Source organism: Enterococcus sp. AZ095b (assembly GCF_051714725.1).
GTDB classification, from domain to species: domain Bacteria; phylum Bacillota; class Bacilli; order Lactobacillales; family Enterococcaceae; genus Enterococcus_B; species Enterococcus_B pernyi.
Genome location: NZ_JBIOSL010000003.1, coordinates 1 through 19,699, shown reverse-complemented (window position 1 = coordinate 19,699; position 19,699 = coordinate 1). Strand labels below are relative to the sequence as shown.

The 19,699-nt window shown below is 35.7% G+C and carries 17 protein-coding genes and 1 pseudogene; 1 reads left to right on the top strand and 17 read right to left on the bottom strand.

What is annotated here, in order from left to right; all coding sequences use genetic code 11:
• Window positions 1-4: 4 nt before the first annotated feature.
• From IGJ99_RS14685 to mazE, 14 genes are all read right to left on the bottom strand, one after another.
• Entirely contained in the window at window positions 5-1,042 is a 1,038-nt protein-coding gene (locus IGJ99_RS14685; RefSeq protein ID WP_137073118.1) for a DUF916 and DUF3324 domain-containing protein, read from the bottom strand.
• 69 nt (window positions 1,043-1,111) lie between these two features.
• Window positions 1,112-1,939, bottom strand: a complete 828-nt coding sequence (locus tag IGJ99_RS14680; protein ID WP_438770950.1) for a WxL domain-containing protein — start codon at window positions 1,937-1,939, stop codon at window positions 1,112-1,114.
• Window positions 1,936-2,259: an LPXTG cell wall anchor domain-containing protein gene (locus IGJ99_RS14675; RefSeq protein ID WP_137073116.1), complete on the bottom strand. Its 324-nt coding sequence runs from the start codon at window positions 2,257-2,259 to the stop codon at window positions 1,936-1,938. The genes IGJ99_RS14680 and IGJ99_RS14675 overlap by 4 nt, the downstream gene beginning before the upstream one ends.
• Before the next feature lie 589 nt (window positions 2,260-2,848).
• On the bottom strand, window positions 2,849-4,315 hold the full coding sequence (locus IGJ99_RS14670; RefSeq protein WP_074802072.1) for a helix-turn-helix domain-containing protein: 1,467 nt from the start codon (window positions 4,313-4,315) through the stop codon (window positions 2,849-2,851).
• A gap of 62 nt (window positions 4,316-4,377) precedes the next feature.
• Window positions 4,378-5,598: a helix-turn-helix domain containing protein gene (locus IGJ99_RS14665; protein ID WP_137073115.1), complete on the bottom strand. Its 1,221-nt coding sequence runs from the start codon at window positions 5,596-5,598 to the stop codon at window positions 4,378-4,380.
• Window positions 5,599-8,184: 2,586 nt separating this feature from the next.
• A complete protein-coding gene (locus IGJ99_RS14660) occupies window positions 8,185-9,543 on the bottom strand; it encodes a HAMP domain-containing sensor histidine kinase (RefSeq protein WP_438749092.1) in 1,359 nt (452 codons plus the stop codon).
• Window positions 9,540-10,196: a response regulator transcription factor gene (locus IGJ99_RS14655; RefSeq protein WP_430608579.1), complete on the bottom strand. Its 657-nt coding sequence runs from the start codon at window positions 10,194-10,196 to the stop codon at window positions 9,540-9,542. Before IGJ99_RS14655 ends, IGJ99_RS14660 begins: the two co-directional genes overlap by 4 nt.
• A 12-nt stretch (window positions 10,197-10,208) precedes the next feature.
• On the bottom strand, window positions 10,209-11,441 hold the full coding sequence (locus tag IGJ99_RS14650; protein WP_438749095.1) for an ABC transporter permease: 1,233 nt from the start codon (window positions 11,439-11,441) through the stop codon (window positions 10,209-10,211).
• 6 nt (window positions 11,442-11,447) lie between these two features.
• Window positions 11,448-12,131 (bottom strand): ABC transporter ATP-binding protein, encoded by a 684-nt coding sequence (locus IGJ99_RS14645; protein WP_347082405.1) that lies wholly within the window; start codon window positions 12,129-12,131, stop codon window positions 11,448-11,450.
• A complete protein-coding gene (locus tag IGJ99_RS14640) occupies window positions 12,118-13,371 on the bottom strand; it encodes an efflux RND transporter periplasmic adaptor subunit (protein ID WP_438749097.1) in 1,254 nt (417 codons plus the stop codon). The genes IGJ99_RS14645 and IGJ99_RS14640 overlap by 14 nt, the downstream gene beginning before the upstream one ends.
• A gap of 61 nt (window positions 13,372-13,432) precedes the next feature.
• Window positions 13,433-13,663, bottom strand: a complete 231-nt coding sequence (locus IGJ99_RS14635; RefSeq protein ID WP_347082401.1) for a hypothetical protein — start codon at window positions 13,661-13,663, stop codon at window positions 13,433-13,435.
• A 109-nt stretch (window positions 13,664-13,772) separates the two neighbouring features.
• Window positions 13,773-14,003: a hypothetical protein gene (locus IGJ99_RS14630; protein ID WP_438749101.1), complete on the bottom strand. Its 231-nt coding sequence runs from the start codon at window positions 14,001-14,003 to the stop codon at window positions 13,773-13,775.
• Window positions 14,004-14,253: 250 nt separating this feature from the next.
• Window positions 14,254-14,595 carry a type II toxin-antitoxin system PemK/MazF family toxin gene (locus tag IGJ99_RS14625; protein WP_347082397.1) on the bottom strand — a complete coding sequence of 114 codons (342 nt, stop codon included), beginning with the start codon at window positions 14,593-14,595 and terminating at the stop codon, window positions 14,254-14,256.
• The gene (gene mazE / locus IGJ99_RS14620) at window positions 14,595-14,825 is read right to left on the bottom strand and encodes a type II toxin-antitoxin system PemI/MazE family antitoxin (RefSeq protein ID WP_195514590.1); all 231 of its coding nucleotides are present in this window, start codon (window positions 14,823-14,825) and stop codon (window positions 14,595-14,597) included. Before mazE ends, IGJ99_RS14625 begins: the two co-directional genes overlap by 1 nt.
• 239 nt (window positions 14,826-15,064) lie before the next feature.
• Here mazE and IGJ99_RS14615 point away from each other — a divergent pair, with 239 nt between their 5' ends.
• Window positions 15,065-15,640 carry a recombinase family protein gene (locus tag IGJ99_RS14615; RefSeq protein WP_430395223.1) on the top strand — a complete coding sequence of 192 codons (576 nt, stop codon included), beginning with the start codon at window positions 15,065-15,067 and terminating at the stop codon, window positions 15,638-15,640.
• Between the two features lie 28 nt (window positions 15,641-15,668).
• On the opposite strand, the pseudogene IGJ99_RS14610 reads toward IGJ99_RS14615, so the two are convergent.
• The 3 genes and pseudogenes from IGJ99_RS14610 to IGJ99_RS14600 form a co-directional block, all read right to left on the bottom strand.
• A pseudogene (locus tag IGJ99_RS14610) lies at window positions 15,669-15,986 on the bottom strand (DUF7006 family protein); the annotation flags it as partial.
• Between the two features lie 171 nt (window positions 15,987-16,157).
• Window positions 16,158-18,596: a BspA family leucine-rich repeat surface protein gene (locus IGJ99_RS14605; RefSeq protein ID WP_438770949.1), complete on the bottom strand. Its 2,439-nt coding sequence runs from the start codon at window positions 18,594-18,596 to the stop codon at window positions 16,158-16,160.
• Between the two features lies 1 nt (window position 18,597).
• Window positions 18,598-19,659, bottom strand: coding sequence for a DUF916 and DUF3324 domain-containing protein (locus tag IGJ99_RS14600; protein WP_438749106.1), 1,062 nt, complete (start codon window positions 19,657-19,659; stop codon window positions 18,598-18,600).
• Window positions 19,660-19,699: the final 40 nt, after the last annotated feature.

Sequence of the window (19,699 nt, the reverse complement as noted above, 5' to 3'; positions counted from 1 at the left end):
CTCTCTATACTTCTTTTTCGCTTTCACGTGTTCTTTTCTTTTGTCTCATCAGGTAAAGCACAAGTCCAAGTATTAAAATAAGCAAAATAATCGCTCCAATCATCCACCAATTGACACCTGAATCAATCGTTACGTCTTCTCGATTTAGCTTTCGGGCTTCATCAGCTTCAATCGTAAATTCACGCGTCCATGACCATTCATTGTCTCCAGAAGTAGCCGTCAATTCTAAGATATAGTTCCCACTTCGAAACCGGTCTCCTTCTAAGGAAATTGGAAAATTGAAATTGGAATTAGGTGCCATCTGCATCATTTCTTTCTCCGCCTTATAGAGAACCTCGTTCTCCCCTGCTCGTTTTACGGTAGCTTCCACCGCCAATTGATTGACAAAAGTGGGCGTAAAGTTTTGTAAAGTGGCGCTGATCACATTGCGGTAGTTCAATTGATCTGCAAACACATCTAATAGTTCTAACTCCGGTTGCACTGAGTCTCTGTTATTACTGACGACCACACCAACCACATAGGCAAATTCATTTTTAATGGCCACGCCTTCTCCTTCATTGGTTTCTTCTGTTTCCTCTTTTAGTTCGGCAATGCGTAACCCACCTGCTAAAAAGCCGTCAAAGGCTTCTTCTGGCATCTGTAAGGGAATCTCAACCGTCTTCTTTTCATTTCCAGCTAATTCAATGACACCGGAAGTAGTTATCAGCTCATCCAAGGAGTGGGTTAAGGTTGGATCCGCTTCTTCGGCATCTTTGCCGTATTCGACGTGTCCTAACACGTTGGTATACGCCGTATGCGGTGTCAACTGAATCCTTATGGGTTCTGCACTCGTATTCCCAATCTCCAAACGCAAGGTTTCTTTTTGATTCGGGGCTAGATTCAAATCGTAATAGCCTTTGTCCTCATCTACTTGGCTGTCTGGAAAAAGTGGTGTGGCATAAATATTTAGCGCCGTTTCTTCTGCTTGAACTGACGTCGGAAAGAAAAAGAAGAGAATAGCGAGTATCCACAGGTGTCTATCGTTCTTTTTTGTAGGTTTCATTCTATGAATCCTTTCTTACAAGGTGCTGTGATACTATTAGTTTGTCATTTGATAAACAAATTGTTTTTTTTAGATTTCTATACTCTTAGGATCTGGATTTTCTGGAGTTGTAGTTAATTCCCATGTCAGTGTGGAGCGATACGTCACGGCATCTTTTGCAGTTGAACCTGGGACAAATAGTTTGATTGCTTCATTTTCGACTACGTCCGCTCCCGCTGTGACTTGTTGTGCAATGGTCGCGTAGTTCCCCCAAACAACGGAAGTTGATCCGGCACCTTTTTTAGCTGCCGCTGTCATCACTGGCACAGCCTTTTCCCCGGGTAAAATCTCAAGGCCCGTAGCATGTACCTCGGGTTTTTGTTCAAGGTCTTCAACGCTATAAATTAGTTCTGGATTAAATAAGGTGATTTTCGCGCCTTTAAGTATGGAATTTTGTGTATCCTTTGGTCCCTCAAATTCAGACAAGCTAACCGTTAGTTTCCATCCTTTATTCGTACCACGTGTGTCTTGGACTTGTGCCAAACTCACATAAGGGAGCATGTTTTCTGCGCCCGTCGTGCCTGCCTTTTGTTGTCTTTCTGCAACCATATTGTAATTTTTATCGGTAGTTGAGATAATTTGTGAGCCGAAGTTCATCGTTGGCACCGTCGCAATCGTTAACGGTCCTTTATTTTGTCCATCTGGTCCTGTAATAGGTGGGATTGTTACGTCTGGACCTTCTGGTAGTTTATCCACTTCAGTATCATCATTTCCTGGGGTGAATGTGATTTGACCTTCGGTTGTCGTTTTACGGACTTCGCTTGTTTCTTTCTGTTCTCCATCAGCAAACACTTGAACGCCTCCAGCTAAAATGGTAGTAGATAATGCAGTAACACTTATTAACCGAATAAATTTCATATGTGATTTCCTCTTTCAACTTTTATTTTTGATTTTCTTAGTCTTATTTTTACACTGATAATAACAACTAGAATAATGATTAACCAACCTATTAAAATCAGTGAGTGGTTTTGCACAATAGTGTTTGTTTGCGGCAGCTTACCGCCTGTTTGGGTGGTTAAAACCGGTGGTGGATCTGGTGTACCGATTGGCTCGTAATATCCTGAAAACTGAATTGATCCTTCGGACTCAGTCGACTGAATCAAGGCGGCTTCTACCCTATACGGTATGCATAGAAGTAACAATATATTGTTGTTAACAAGTTTTTTTGCATTTTTCATTTCCCTCCTCCTTTTACAAACCGATATATAACCCATCATATTTTGGTTGTATGTTTACAGATCGGTTTTTAGATATATCCTCTCTGCAACTGATACTTTACCTAAAATTTTCATTAAATAAAATCCATTATTTTCGTAATATAAGGAAATGAAAAAATATCTATAAACATTTCTCTCACATGTGAGTATTTTACGAATTGTAAATACGTTCGAATAAAATCGAGAAATAATTTTGTATTTATAATTGTCTTAACGCATCATAATAGGGATAAGTTTTTTCACAAAGAGTACTACCATGTCTTCTTTTAATCACAAGTCACTACTAAATCAGCATATGTTATACTTTTTTAATAAACTATCGTTTAATTTATTTATAAAGCAAGTTTAGAAAATATTTCGCTCTTATAATTACGCTTTAAGTTTGAACTTCCATTTTTATAATTATCTTGTTTTAAGGTTACTTCTTCTTTTAAGATTATTTCTATTTCTACGATTGGGTTCATAATTTCCTGAGAATGCGGCATTCTCCTTATTTTCCGTATTATTGAAATAATGTAGAAATATCTTTCTATTTTTCCAAAGAAAAAATTTAGTATAAGTGCCGATTTAGTTGCTTAGTTATACGTGTCCAATCATTCTCACTTGGAATCGTATTTACCAACAAATAATCTTTTTTTAATGAATACTCCCAGAGATAGGGACGATAATTCGTCACAACTAAATCAATTTCCTCAGCATCAATTCGATCTGACGTCAATTCTTGCAAGGGAAGTAATTGAATCCGATGATTGTGGCCTATACGTTGCTTGGCCTGCTGGTAAAGCGTTTGGACCACAATAGAATTACCTGCTAATAAAAATAAAACAGACTTTTTAGGATAATAAGTTCTAAGTAACAGATTAGTGAACAAAGTAAATTCGACAACGACATCCTCAAAGAACTGTTCACCTAATCCAAGCACCTTCTGATGCTGGCGTAAAAATTGACGGTTTGTTTGATAGGCTTGTGAGTGGTTCACAATAGCTTGATCTCTTTCTTCTGCTAATTGCTTATTCCAAATAGGATGAAGAGTGTAGGTGAGGCTTTTTGAAGCCAAAAATGAAGATAATAAATCGGTGAGAATCTTACGATCCCAGCCTTCAAACTGAGAATTCGAAAAATACTTCCATGCGACTGATTTTATTAAAGGCCGTTGATTAAATAGGCTGTAAAAATGTCGTTCTCGTTCAATCTGATTAATCGTGCGCTGCGCCACAAGTATTAAATAAAGCCAGATAAACTCATCCTTAGGTATATTTATATTAAATGCGTTAGCTAACAAATCTCGAAGAGAATACAGCATGATAAAATCCTTTGCTTTTGTAATCCTTTGCTTTTTAAAAAAAGTAAGGGTCACGAGTTTTCCTTGCTGGACTCGGTTCATCATAAGATATACCAAAAAATAAAATTCTGCAGCAGATACCCCAGTACCAACTTCATAATCGCCCAAATAATCGGATAAATTTTCCAGAATTAATGAGTGTATAATTTTGGGTGGCTGTATCGTATGCGTTGTGTATTCCCCCAAGTAGTAAAAATCATAAAAAAATTTCCTGATATTCTCTTCATCTCCAACTAACGTGACAGGATTCAAACTAAGTTTTAAATCATAGGATTTGAGAGGCTTTTCAGCCCGAAGTAAAAAACGTCGAAATGAACTTTCCCCGTAGTTATATTCAAGGGCTAGTTCTTGAAAAGGTTTTAATTCGCCTCTAAAAATCTGACCAATTACAGCAAAAAGTATCTCCGATTTTACCAAATCTGCCTTTTTGTCCATATAGCAGTCATGGTTAACCTCTTCAAATCTATATCCGGTTTGTTTAGCACATAAGATAATATGTTCCCCAAAATACTCTTTAATGCCGTTAATATCTTTTCCTAGCGTCCGTTGTGATACAGAAAGTCTTTTCGATAATGCAACAAGCGTAAAATTCGGTTCTTTTTCAATATTATTTAATATTTGAATCCATCTAGTACTCATAGAATTCACCATAAAATCTAATTGGAGTTGACGCATCGATTCCGTTCCTCCTTTTGTTAATTATATATCTTGTCTTTGATTACAATATGCCATGATACTTATGCGAAGTATCGGGAGATTGCCTTCTGTATCTCTTCTTTTCTGGGGAACTGAGATAGCTTTAAGACTCTTTCCTTCTGATTTATTTCCGTGAGATTACTCACTTCAAGAAAATGTTGATAAGAAGTCTTATCAAATGCAGATATGTTCACGACTAACCAGCCAGCTTGGAGTAATTCTGATTCTACTTCCTTTTTTATCCATCTCTTTAGTGCATTGGATCCTGACAATCGATAGGTAACGTAGAGAGATTTATAATAGAACTCTTTTTGACGAATAACCCTACTTTTATGACAGGGCAATAATTGAAAAAAAAGGTGCATTAATGATAAGTAGGTACTAAGAAACTGAGAAGCAAGTTCCTCATCTGTTTGTATTAACATATAAGAAGAGACATTTGGCAGAGAAAATTCTCTTAAAAACCTCTTTTGTAGCATTGGATTAAGAAACTGTTCCTCCTTTAAGGATAAAAGAAATAGTGCTGCTTTTTCTTGATTTGGTAACGAAATTGTGACTTGATAATTGAATGCTCGTACAAGCATTTTTTGGAGAGAAGTTTCCTCATTTTTTTTTAGCTCGCATCTCTGTGTTATTCTTAATTGCGCAATAACTATCCATTGGTTCATTCGTTTTTCATCTATCTGCCACGCTCCTTTTTGTACTCTTGTTTGTATCTTACATAACTGTTTGATTTTTTCTATAGCCACCTCTGGATAGACCGGCAACGAAAAATAAAAATCATAGAGTAGCTGACGGATCGTCACTTCTTCCCCCACAAAAAAGTTGTTCTTAGCATCTAGCTTAACTTTGTACTGCTTGGTTAAAAAAGATTGGAATTGATGCTTCATCCGGCCAAAACTGGCACTTGACACATTTAGTTTTTTTGCCCATTGGGCATTAGATAGTTCTTGTCCACTGGCAATGCAGTCAAAAAAGAAAAAAAATTGTTCTTCGGCTAATAAAGCACGTTTTTTCTGTTCATAAGTATTGGGATCTTGTAAGGAAAAATGATACCCTGTTTCATCTCCAATCCAAAGAATCGAGCAATCAAAATAGGCTTTTAATTCTTGGACATCATTTAAAATTGTTCGCCGTGTATAATTAGTTTTTTTTGCAAGCGTATTCAGCGTTGCATATTCATCTTGTTCTAATAGATTCAATAAATTAAACCATCTCCGGATCTTTTTTTTACAAATCAAATGCTCAAACAAAGGCTTCATTGATAGATATTCTCCTTTCGTAAAATAGGAAAAGGTCTCTTTTCACAGTTTTTATTATTCGTTTACTGGTACTATACTGAGATACCGTGTAAAAGTCGTTTAATAGTTTGTAGATTTAGTTCCAGAAGCTTGCGATATTTAAAAAAATGTACTCTAACCTACATTATTCTCATTATCAAAGTGATACTGACTCCTTACATATTCTTACTAGTAATAAGGTCCATCATTTCTTCAGAAATCAATAATATACTTTCAGTTTCTTCATTATCTACACGTCGATTTTTTATTTGTACGTTCCTCAATTATCGTTAATTTGTCCTGCTACTTTTGTTAAGCGTTGAGGCTGTGAATGATAAGTTTTATCTCTCACTGTAATTGACAGAATCCACCTCCAACTGTTAAAAATAATCGAAGCTTCAATATGCACTTCACTTCGTTCAAAAACTGCTATTCTCAGAACTTATAAATAGAGCAGTTAGTGTGAAAATATTTGATTCGAAATTAATCTCGTGTTTATTTCCTGAATAATTAAATCTCTGATGAGAATTTTTAATGAAGAATATAATATAAAGTTGTTCTGTATACATTTTTCGTCTACTGAATTATTATTTAAATCATCAATATACTCAACTGAGTTTGTGACTCGATCTACATTCTTAAATATATCTATATCTGTTTTAATTTACTCTGATATTTCTTTATTATGACCTTCATAAAATCCGCTATCGTCTAAAGTTAAAACCTTCTCTTTCTTGTTCGACTCGTTATTAACCGATTATTCTCAACTATTTGACTGGCTATCTGATTGTTAGGCAACTTATCCCAATCCCTTTTTGCTTCTTATGGAAAATGAATACGAATTACTTTGGTTCCTTGTTCACCAAGAATAGATATTCTAATAGTTTCATTTGGAATCCCATTCATTTTTGATTATTAAGCGGATAAGCCATTTTTTCGATATACTCGGATCTATTTTATTCAAGGTTTTAAAGTGAATTCGAAATTTCTATTTCACTATCTTTTTTTAGTTTGATTAGAGAAACCTTCTTATAGAAAGACTGAAATACTGGATCCTGAAGAAATTAATACTATAGTTTTAGCAAATAATAATTCAGAAGATAATTTCTCTTTCTAGGTATCTTCATTAATCTTTTTTAATCAATTTCCATTGAAATACCAAACTAGAAACTTCAAAGTATTGATAATCACCCATTAAAATAGTTACTGTGACACTATGATATATTATTCTAAAATTTGTTTAATCTTCATTTATTATCACGCGTAACACCGTCAAGTAAACGCTTCCTTTTTATTTAAGAATAAATAAAACGACAATAGTTTGTTTACAACAAAACCTTGCAATATCAAATAATAGAAATTATCTACATTGTTATAGAAGAAAGAATCGAATATTATGACTCTACTGGTTAAATTTAATAATAAGGATTCAGGTATAATAATACACATCGATAAGCAATCGTTATCAAAATCTCAAGACTCATTTCACTCCTTATCTTTTTTAAAATGTTTTTATTTACATTATCCGAAATATACTTCAAATAAAAATCATTATTTGCACCTTCTGTTGAACCTGTGAAAATTATCTCATTATTTAAAATTTGTAAACTGATATCATACTATCTATTTAATATAATATAATTTAAAGAATATCTACTATTCTGTGTTTATGTTAATTCTATATAAAGGTTAAAAAATACTTATTTTCCATACTTTTTGCTTCGATATTTATATACTAACTGAAAAGATACCGAGTTACTGTCACTTAGTCATATAATATATACTACGTGTCAATAGCTGAGAATTTTTTGCAAAATTGAAAATAAATCAAATTAATTTGTGAACTATTATCCTTAATTAGTGCAATCATTTCTATTAATTTTTTTTAAACCTTAAATATTATTAAAATAGCGATATCCTATTAAACAAAAAAATACTACTTAATAGCACATCACTACAGAATAAATAACGATTTATGTGTCTTCCAATTTAAGTACAATACAATTTATCAAATATAATGGTATTTGAGTGCTACAAATTGTAATTGAAAAAAGCTGCTAAGAAGCTATACAATTATCTCACTAAACAGAAAGAGAATTGATATTGTTTTACCTAGAGTTTTTAAATGCTTCATTCAAATAATTGGAAAATGTTCAAATTGGTTCCCTTATAAAATTAGTAAAGAAATAAAACGATATACAATTAAAATAATTGATTAGTTATCCACTTCCATGTACTCAAAGACAATATAATATAAAAATATCTATGTTTACGATACAACTGTCATTTTTATGAGCTGTCCTTATTTTTAAATTAGAACAAATTTTTTTCGGTCCACATAAATCATTACCGCTTGTTTTCTTACTTTATATAACAACCTGATTGCACAACTGCTACTCACCAGGGACTAAATTTTCTACAAGAGTTTCTAGTACATTGTGAGTTTTTGGATGGGGTTGTTCTTTACTATTTAGTGGTATGGTATAGTGTGGTTTTGTACATTCCAGTTGAGTGTGTAAAAATAAAAAATCAAAGTCCCTGGCAAATAGCAGTTGTGCAATTTGGTTGTTAGCTGCTTTCAACAAAAATGACAGAAAAGCACATCCTTGAATTAGCAGTTGACTTGAATGAATACTCCCAGCCATATTTTTCAAAAAGTTGTTGTACGATAAACAATCCTAAACCAGAACCTCCAGTATCTCGACTTCTGCTAAAATCCGGTCGATAAAAAGGTTGGAAAATCTTAATTAATTCCTCCTCCGTAAGTATCTGATTCACTTCATTTTCAATCACTAATTGTTTACCATCAAAAAACAGACTGATTTCTCCCTCATGCTTCGTATATTTGAAGGCATTACTTAGTAGATTATCTAAAATTTTATCAATATCATTTTTATTACCGATGATTTTCTCCCCTTTTAGATTAACGACTAGTTTTTTCTGTTCTGCTTCAGCAAGTATCCGGAAAGAAGTCAATTTATGTTCGATCATTTCTTTGATTGAGACTTCTTCATAGACCACATCATCTGAAGGCAAATTGTTTCTTGAGGCAAAGAGGATATTATTGATCATTTCTGTTTGTTCTTGCAAAATATTTTTGCAAACTTCTAAATATCGCTCTCTGTCTTTAAATTTTCCGACATTATAGATCATGCCATCAATCAACCCCATCAATGAAGCAACAGGTGTTTTCAATTCATGAGAAGCGATTTGCATAAACTCTGACTTTGCTTGTTCCAATTCTTTCGTTTTAGCTACTTCAAGCTCTAACACTTCAATTGTTTGGATCAAAGAAACATATAGATGGTTGATATCTTGCGCTAAAAGTGAGATTTCATCCGTACCTTTGACATCACAACGAATATCCGCATCTAATTCGATCATTTTTTCTGTTACTTTGGATATCTCTTTGATTTTTTTTGTCGAATAAATACTATAGTAGTAAGCGCCGATGCCCCCAATGATTAGTGAGACAATGATGATAAATGGATATAAATGAAGTAACACTTGACTTGCTTCTGCGACTGGTTGCATTGAGTATATACCAACTAAATAATAAGTGTGACCTTCTTTATCAGTAATTTCTTGATAAAGACTCATTTCATCAGAAAAAATACTTATTTCTGAATACTCAACATTCTCGTCAAAGAAGGGACCCATGACTAGACCATTGTTATTAAGCAATATGACATCCAGACTTTGTTCTCTTCCACTTTCAAGCCAGTATTGATCAACCACCTTTTGCATGGTAGCTAAGTCTTTATTCTCTATACTCTTTGCCACTTGATTGAACTCCTTGTTTATTTCGTTCAGCTTCATTCGTTCATAGTAGACTGGCATCGTAAAATATAAGACAATCAACGAAAGAATCGAAACTAGAAAAATGATGATCCCAGAAAAGAGAAAGTTTTTCAACATGATACTCATGGGGTGTCCTCAAGCTGGTAACCTCTATTTTTGATCGTTTTTATTGATAAAAGTGGCATTTTCTTTCGGATATTTTTTAGATGATTATCTAATATTCGACTTTCCAACTGATATTCATACGACCAAGCTTGATGTACTAATTGTTCTCGCGTGATGATTTTCCCTTTGTTTCTTATTAGAATCACTAAAATATCATACTCTTTTCTTGTTAAATGGATTTCTTCCTCTTGGTATTTTACAAGACCACCATCAAGATCAATGGCGTACTCCCCGATAGTGATGTGGGGATTTCCTTGATTCATCCGAAACACATTTTCGATCCGTTTGATCAAAATAAGTGGGGAAAAAGGTTTGACGACATAGTCACTGATCAAATGGGAAAAACTGAGCAACTGCGTATATTCATCATCCAAGGCAGTCAGCATGATGATCGGCACATCCGACGTTTCCCGAATTTTCTTTAAAACATCCGTCCCCCTTATCCCAGGCAACATAATGTCCAATAGGATCAAATCAAAACTTAGCTCCGCAAAAGCTTCCAATGCCTGTTCGCCACTTCTTACTGAATAAACTTCATACTTGCGTTCTTTTAAAAATTCCGTCACGATTTGATTGATCATATATTCATCTTCAACCACTAAAATTCTTTCCATATCACTCTCTCCTTATTCAAAGCGTAATGCCTCAATAGGGTTTAATTTGGATGCTTTCATCGCTGGTAATAAGCCAAATATCACACCCATTAGGGAACAAAAAACTAAGCTAACGATAATAGATAGTGTGGACACGATATAAGGAAAATCAAGCGACTGGGTGATGATATAGCCACTTAGTAAGCCTATAAGTATCCCCAGTATCCCACCAATCAAAGTCAAGACGACCGCTTCTACTAAGAATTGTTTTAAAATTACTTTTCTTCTTGCACCGAGTGCTTTCTTTATCCCGATTTCTTTCGTTCTTTCCGTGACAGAGACCAACATGATATTCATCACACCGATTCCCCCCACTAATAACGAGATACTTGCTATACCTGCTAAAAGAATAAAACTCGATTGGTTCATCCGTTCCAATTCTCTAGCAAATTCGCCAAGATTCATTACCCCATATTCATAATCGGATGGTGGGATCTGTTGATTAAGAATCTTTGCTGCTTTTTCTGCAGCGCCTTGTAATTGATCGGTATTATTTGTTTGGATCGTGACAAGTGGCACAATATCTAACTCATCAGATAGTTTATGTGCTTGCTGCAAAGGAACGTAAGCTCTTTTCTCAAAGCTAAATAGATTACTACTATTGGGATCTAATTTAAATACACCTTGAACTTTGAATGGTACCCCATTCACTTCGACAAACTGTCCGATCCCTTCTTCATTTGGAAATAATTCGTCATACAAGGAATCTTCAAGAAAAATCGCTTGTTGTTGCTCTTTGAAGGCTTGGGCAGCAAATCCTTCCCCTTTGATGAAGTTTAACTGCTCCAAATCCTCAACAGAAGAAGTGACAGCAGATACTTTGGCGTCAACCCCTTTTGCTTTCCTATAGATTTTCCCATCTTTTTGATATGACAAGCCACTTGCTAAGACCTCTGGTATCTCATTAATTTTATTTAATACATCTTCACGTAAAAACGGAAGGTATAACGGTTTTTTTTCTTCCTTTTCTGATAGGCCTCCCCCAAATAGGTTTCCACTTTGGAATGAACTTTTTTTATCGTATTGGATGTTCATCGTATTATTGTTACCACCAATCATTTCTCGTTTCATTTTTTCGGTGTTTCCACCGATGATGCTGAAAATCGAAATAATTGCAGCAATTCCAATAATGACACCTAGCATAGTCAATACCGAACGCATCTTATGAGCAAAAATCGATTGTAAGGCAAATCTGATTTCTTCCATTCTTGATCACCTCACTTCATTCTGTTCGTCGCTGATTATTTGACCATCTCGTAAAGTGATCGTTCGCTGACATAACGCTGCGATTTCTGGCTCATGGGTAATTAGAATAATTGTTTTTCCTGCTTGGTGGAATTCTTTAAAAAGGTCCATGATTTGGCTACTGGTTTTTGTATCAAGTGCCCCTGTCGGCTCATCACCTAAAACAAAACTAGGGTTAGTCACTAAAGCTCTCGCAATTGCGACACGTTGCTTTTGTCCTCCTGATAATTCCATCGGTTTGAATTCACTTCGATCCTCTAATCCTACTAATTGCAACATATCTAAGGCACGCTTACGCCGCTCTTTTTTATTGACTTTTTTATACGTTAAGGGCATTTCCACATTTTGCGAAACGGTTAATTTTGGCATGAGATTGAAATTCTGGAAAACAAAGCCGATTTTTGCATTACGAAAATCAGCTAATGAATTGTCCGCTAATGTTTTGACATCCGTTCCTTCAACGATATAATCCCCTGATGTAGCCGTATCCAGACAACCAATGATATTCATCAACGTCGACTTTCCTGACCCCGATGGCCCCATAATTGCGACCAATTCTCCTTCATTGATTTGCAAAGAGATATCTTTAAGGACTTTTAGTTCTTTCCCGCCTTGCCAATATGACTTCTGAATGTTGTTAAGCGTCAACACTTGCACCAACCTCCATTCCCTCGACCATTCCTGTTTGAGGCAAAGCAAGTTGATCTTCAACAGTCAATCCTTCAACTATTTCTGCAAGTTCATCATCCATCAGATTAACCTTTACTTCATGCTCTTTGATCCGATTATTTTCGACTTTCCATACATAATATTTTTCATCTTTTTCGATGAGGTATCTTTGGTTGATGATCACTTTTCCTGGCACAAAACCTTGTGGTAAAATATTGACATACACATTGGAACCAATCAGTGGCATTTCTTCTTTTGGATCGATCTTAACTTTGTAAGGAAACTTAGATAAATTAGGGTTCTCTTCTTTTTGATCCTCTTGTTTTGCATCACTTGTTAAATTTGCCACCTGCACAATGGTTCCTTGCCAAGTGTTCTCTTGATCTTTACGATCCATGATTTCAACTCGCTGATCGACAGCGACTTTTTCACGATCAAATTCAGTGACTTGACCATCCACATACAAGTTCGAATCATCAAGGATCTCCATAAAATTATCTTCTTTTTGACGTTCTTTTGATTGATTGACTAAGTCACGATTCAACGATTTGATTCTTCCTGAGTGATCAGCTGTCACTGTGTCTTCATTCAGTCGTTCTTTTTCGTTTTCCTGAAGTAACTGTGCCCTTCTTAATTCTGTTTCGGCATTCTTCACTTCATTGTCGCCAGCAATAGCTTCTGCATGTAGACCAGTGATTTCTCCTTCTAATGCTTTGATCGTACTTTGTAACTCTTCGGATTTTTCCTTCGCATAATCTTGTCTTGCTTTTCCAAGCTCTGCTACTTTTTGGTTATGTGCTGTCCATTTTTGATTTGCAGTCACTCGTGCTTGTTCTACTGCTCTCACTTTGATTTCTACGTCCATTTCAGCTTCCACAACTTTTCTCTGTTGATCCGTTTGGTATGTAAACAAAGGTTGCCCTTTTTCTACGACATCTCCTTCATTTACCAGAATATCTTTCACTGTTCCTCGTTCTGGATCAATTTTGATTTTGTTGCTATTGTTTGGCATGACTTTTCCTGCTAAAATCAAATTCGCCGCTTTCACCTCATCAATAAGGGATTTGACAGACCGGGCTTCAATATTTGTTTCTGAATTTTCTTCTTTTGTTTTCCCACTAGAAGCAACTATACTGATTGCACCAACCACTAGTAAAACGGTGATGACTGCTACTGGCAAATACCATTTTCGGTTGAATTTTTTTCTTTTTTTAGGCTTCATGTACCTACTCCTTCATTCAGATCAGTCATTAGAAAAGCGCTTATATAATTCTATCCAAAGCTCATTCTTCTTCTTTTTCCGAGACTTCTTCCTCAAACTCTTGAACAACCGTTCCATTATCTAAAATTTTTTCTGTTCCTTCTTTCCCATCCACGGTTATTTTTCGTTCACTTTTTACTTTTGGCATCTCTGATTCACTTGTATCTTTGGTCTCTGAACTGCATGCTGCTAAAAGACCGATAGAACATATTAATACCAGATAACCTTTATACTTTGTTCCTTCTTTCATCATAAAAAATCATCCTCTTCCATTTGTTTTAGTTATGTTTCTCTTGTTATACTTTTGCTCCTTCATTAAGATCAATCATAAAAAAAGTGCTCTTAGAATAGTCAAATTATACTTAATCTTCGCTTTTTTCCGACTCTTCTTCATCTGGCGTCCGAACAACCATTCCATCATCCAATACACGTTCAGTCCATTCCTTTCCATCCACGGTTACTTTTCGCTCACTTTTTACATTGGGCATCTCTGATTCACTTGTATCTTTGGTCTCTGAACTGCATGCTGCTAAAAGACCGATCGAAAATACTAATACTAGATACCCTTTATACTTTGTTCCTTTTTTCATCATAAAAAACCATCCTCTTTTATTTGTTTTAGTTATGTTTCTCTTGTTATATTTACTATCATACATTACAGACCTATTCTCTTTCTAAAGCTAATCTGTTTTTTATGTAATTTTTCCGAACAAAAAGATAACGCTTAAATTTCACACACAAAAAAACAATCCAAGTGATCATTGGATTGTTCAGACTGCAAACAACACTCCGAATATAAGAGTTTGTCTACAGCCTTAAGTATCGTAATTAGATTTACAATATTTAACATATATACTGGATAATCTGATCAATTTTAGCCATATCTTGTAAAGGTAAATTTTCTACCTTTTTGAGTTTTCTTTTCTTGAAATCTAGTGATTTTAATTGCGAAATAAGTACTTGCCCATTTGTATCTAAATCTTCAGGAAGAGAATAGCGCGTCGGTAGATTCTTTATAGTAGAAGTAATTGGACAAATTACCGCAAACATTGTCTTCCGATTAAACTCATATCGAGAAACAACTAATCCTGGACGTCTCTTTTGAATTTCGTTTCCTGTTAAAGGATCAAAATCAATCCAAACTATATCCCCTTTTTTAGGAATGTAATTTTTATCTTCTGACACTATAAAATTTCTCTCCCTTCAGGAGTTAAATCTTCCCATTCATCTTTTTCATAATACTCAGATTCTTCTCCTCCACTAAATGGATCATCGATTTTAGGAACTAACGTAATTGTTCCATCATCAGAATATACAACGATATATTCTTGGTTATCTGAAGGTTTTTTACCATTATCAGACGGAAGAGTAATCACTACAGAACTTCCTTGTAATCTAGATTTTGTAATAAGCATAGATATCACCTCTTTTATTTAATGATAATAAACAACACTAAGTAACGCAATAGTTTTAAAATATTTATTTATGTATTCGGTGTACATAAAACCGTCCGTTTCTGGACACTTCATTTTTTCACCTTAATTTTAAATTTTTCTATACTTTTAGTGTTCATAAACCCATACCAAAATCTATGTTCATTTAATCTATATAGATAAAGTTATGTTACAATAGATTTTAGTTAGGAGTGATTTTTTTGAAAATAGGATACGCTCGAGTGTCTACTGGATTACAAAATTTAGATTTACAAGAAGATAGTTTAAACAAATTTGGTTGTGAAAAGATTTTCACCGATCATATGAGTGGAGCAAAAAGTAATCGACCAGGATTGGAAATGGCCATCGATTTTGTTCGTTCTGGAGATACTCTCGTGGTTTGGCGTTTGGATCGGCTGGGAAGAAATATGGAAGATCTGATTTCGATCGTTAATCGTTTGAATGAACGTGGTGTGAGTTTTCATAGTCTTCAAGAAAATATTACAATGGACAAATCTAGCTCTACGGGACAACTTATGTTTCATTTGTTTGCGGCTTTTGCCGAATTTGAGCGCAATTTGATTTTAGAAAGATCGGCTGCTGGAAGAGAAGCTGCACGTGCAAGAGGAAGGTTTGGTGGTCGCCCTGAGAAGTTAACCTCTCAGGATTTGGAACTACTGAAGACTCTAGTAGATAACGGTACGCCTATTAAGAAGATTGCCGAACGATGGAATGTTTCTCGAACAACCATTTATCGTTATCTTGGTAAGATAGTGGAAAAGGAAACACCTAAGTAGTTCTTAGGTGTTTCCTTTTCATAGAAATTTATACTACATTAAATACCATCGAATATTTATTGTTTGCACTCAGATCATTGCCACAAAGTTCCTTAAAATACGTACGGTAGTCCGTCTCTACAAGCCGCAAAATCTCTTTTATTGGCAATTTACTATCGTCGTAACAAATTATTTCTGCCATTAGTGTTAGTTTAGCATCAATCCCTATAATTTTAGGGAGATTTCCCCAAAAATTGTCTGGTGAAATCGTGCTTATCAATTGATTGAGTTCCTCGAACTGTTGTGTTAAGTACGCATTCAGTTCTTCGTTTTCTTTTTTGTCATGTGACATTCTTTCTTGAAACTGACGTAGATATTCATCCTTTGTTAGAGTGGTTTCATCTTACATTCTCCTTTCCTTTTGTCTTCATTTTTATGGATCTAACTACAGTATTTAGATCGGCATTCTGGATAACAATTTTTTGATTTATCAAAGTTTGTAAAGTTATAGTAAAAGGAGAGAAAATGGAATGCTTTTCTAATTGTCAGGCACACTACTTAATTCCCACGTCAACTTGGTCGAATAAGTAGTTGCTTCTGGATTCGCTCCTTTTGGTACATTGAGTGCCACACTTTCTTTTACTGTTTCTGCATCACCAAACCGATAGATCCAAGTCCCCATACCTTCACTACCTTGTGCTTTGAGCAATCTTTGGCGATTTCCAGGTATTAGGGGATGAACGGATTGAAGTTCTGGAGCGGTTCCGCCTTGAGCAGTAACGACTTGTTGGTTTAACAGAGTTATACTAGCGCCAGTCAATACTTGGTTTTCTTTCCCTTTAAATTGTTCTTGTTGCGTGACTGCTAATTCCCAACCATTGCGCTCAGATTCTGGGCGTCGATCACTGATCTGAACATAGTTTGGGCGTTCTTCTGTCTCTCTAACCGTCCCATCTTCATTTAGTAAGCGCTGTGGTTGTGCATAATAGGTTTGGTCATTAATCGAAATAGATTGTGAACCAAAGTTAAAAGATGAAACAAAGTCAATACTTAATAGTCCTTGATCTTCAGGTAGATTTGGTTTACTTTCTAGGTCAACTTCAATTTCTGGATTTAATGGATCTACAGGATTTACTGTATTTTTCATGTATCGAAAAATGACGGGTTGTTCTTCTTCAGTAAATCGACCGGAAGTATTATCTGGAATTTCTTGTAACTTATACCCTTCAATTGCTTTTTCTTCAATTTGAAATGGTTCACGTATCCCACCAGTAATGATTTCTGAAGCGATAATTTCTTGATCATTGATATCTCTGTAATGAACGGCTACTGATCCTTTTTTTTGCCACTGATAAGTACCTGGATTACTACCATCGTATTCCCGCCAAAAATTAGCTGAAGAAGAGGTAATATAGGCTTCAGGAATTGTATTTGCTTGATTCAAATAATAAACCCAGCTACCAGTATAGTTATCCGAAGAAGTAATGGTAGGCATAGTAGGCGGACTCGCCAAATGATCAAATCGAGACCTTGTGCCTAGATGAAGCTCTGAAAGATTGGTCGTATTAAAAAACATACTAGTAGCTTCAGAAACATTTGTCGTATTCCAATGAGATAAATTTAACATTACCAATCGATTACTACCGGCAAACATATTCGTCATATCAGTAACATTCGATGTATTCCAGTTCGAAACATCTATCACTTGTAAACTTTCGGTATTCTGAAACATCGCTCTCATATTAGTAACATTTGACGTATTCCAGTTTGAGACATTTAAGGTTGTTAGATTCCTTGCACCATTGAACATAAATCCCATATCGGTAACGTTCGATGTATCCCAATTGGAAACATTTAGAGTTTCTAGATTACTTGCACCATTGAACATCCATCCCATATCGGTAACACTCGATGTATTCCAGCTTGAAACATCTATCCCTGTTAGACTTTCAGCATTCTGAAACATCGTTCTCATACTAGTAACATTTGACGTATTCCAATTGGAAACATTTAAGGTTTCTAGATTCCTTGCACCATTGAACATAAATCCCATATCGGTAACGTTCGATGTATCCCAGTTTGAAAGATCTAACGTTTTTAAGCTAGGGCTTCCACCAAACATATTATTCATATTAGTGACATTTGAGGTGTCAAATCTTTCCGCATTATCAATTCTTTCCAAATTTGGCAATGACCAAAATAGCCAACCTGAATTTGCCGGCAGGATCACTCTATTCCCGACTATAATTCTTACAACATCTGTATGGATTCTCCATGGGCTTGAGTTTAAAGATCCAGCAGTTCCTCCCTGCAAGGTAATCGTACGAGCGGACGATTCCCAGGTCCAACTCACGGTTCCCCACATCCCATTTTTAGCAGCGTCGACCCGATGATCTTCAGTTTCCTGATTGGTATTCATTTCATCCTCTACTATTGATTCTACAATATTCGATGGTTCTTTTTCTTCTGAAGAAATAATTTCTTGATCAGTCGTTTGTTGACTCTCCTCTGGTTGAATGTTAAGCATCGTTTTTGATTTTCCAACCGTTATTTCATATGTTCCTTCTTTTTCTACAACTAGTGGAATGGAAAAGGTCACTTGTGGAGAATTCGCCTTCACCTGCCACTGATTTCCTTCTATATTGGCGAATTGAATATCGGTAGATTGCTGGTCTTCTACGATACTGACTCCCTTCGGGAGATCCATCACAAACTCGGAAACTTCTTGACTGACATGTATGACTAAGAAGAACTGTTGACCTGCCGTATATGACTCTTTATTTTCTTCGAATGAAAAAGTAGGCGCCTGTGTTTCTGTCGTATTTTCCAGTGGATCCAATAATTCAGGTTCTTTCGGTAGTGCTTTGGACTGCTCGATAGCGAAGATAGGTGTACTCGTTGAAATCACTGGAAAAAAGATCGAATGAAAACAAAGAAGACTAGTACTTGCCACGACTAAGACCTTTTTTATTTTCATTTTACTGGTTCTCCTCATTTTTTTCAGCTCTTTGTTTCTTAATAAGTAGCCAAATGATAATCAACAACAACAGAATAATCAGGCTAATCACTGCAACGATCCACCAATTAATACTTGTATCAATCGTGACATCTGAACGATTCAATGCTCGAGCTTCATCTGCTTCAATGGTAAATTTCCGTTCCCATTGCCATTCCTCTTCTCCTGAACGTGCCGTCATTTTCAATAGATACTCCCCACTACGAAAGCGATCGCCTTCTAAAGAAATCGGAAAGTTGAAATTCGAATTCGGCGCCATTTGCATTTGTTCTTGACTGGCTTGGTATAAAATTTCTTCTTCGCCCACTTTTTGTACCGTAGCTTCGACGGCCAAACGATTAACAAATGTCGGCGTAAAGTTTTGTAGATTCGCACTGATCACATTACGGTAGTTGAGTTGATCGGCAAAGACATCCAACAACTCTAAATCAGGTTGCACGGCGTCTTGATTGTTACTCACGACCACACCGATAATATAGGCAAACTCATTTTGGATGGCGACCCCTTCTTCGTCACTCGTCTCTTCTGTTGTGTCTTCTTTGACTTCTTCAATCCGTAAGCCACCTGCTAAGAATCCTTCAAATGCTTCTTTTGGCATCTTCAGATCAAGTGTCACTGTTTTCGTTTCGTTACCACCAAGCTCGATGATTTCGGGATGTTCGATCAATTCAGCAAGCGAATGATTGAGCGTTGGATCGGCTTTTTCCGCGTCTTGTCCGTATTCCACGACCCCCATCACATTCGTATACGCAGTATGTGGCGTGATTTTGATTTTCTTTGCTTCTGCGTTTGCGTTTTGTAGTCTCAACGTTAGTTTTTCTGTCGTATCTGGCGCAAGGGTTAACTGAAAGTAACGTTTGTTACCTGCTGTTTGATTATCTGAGAATTCCGGTGTCACATAAAAATTTAAGGTTCCTTCTTCTGCCCCTACGCGCATTGGTGCCAACAAACTGACGAACACCATAAGCAATACTAGCCCTGCTTGTTGGATTTTATTTTTTCGATATGTACTTGCTTGTTTCATTCATTTACTCCTTTCTTTAAAGAAAGTAGCGCTACAAAAT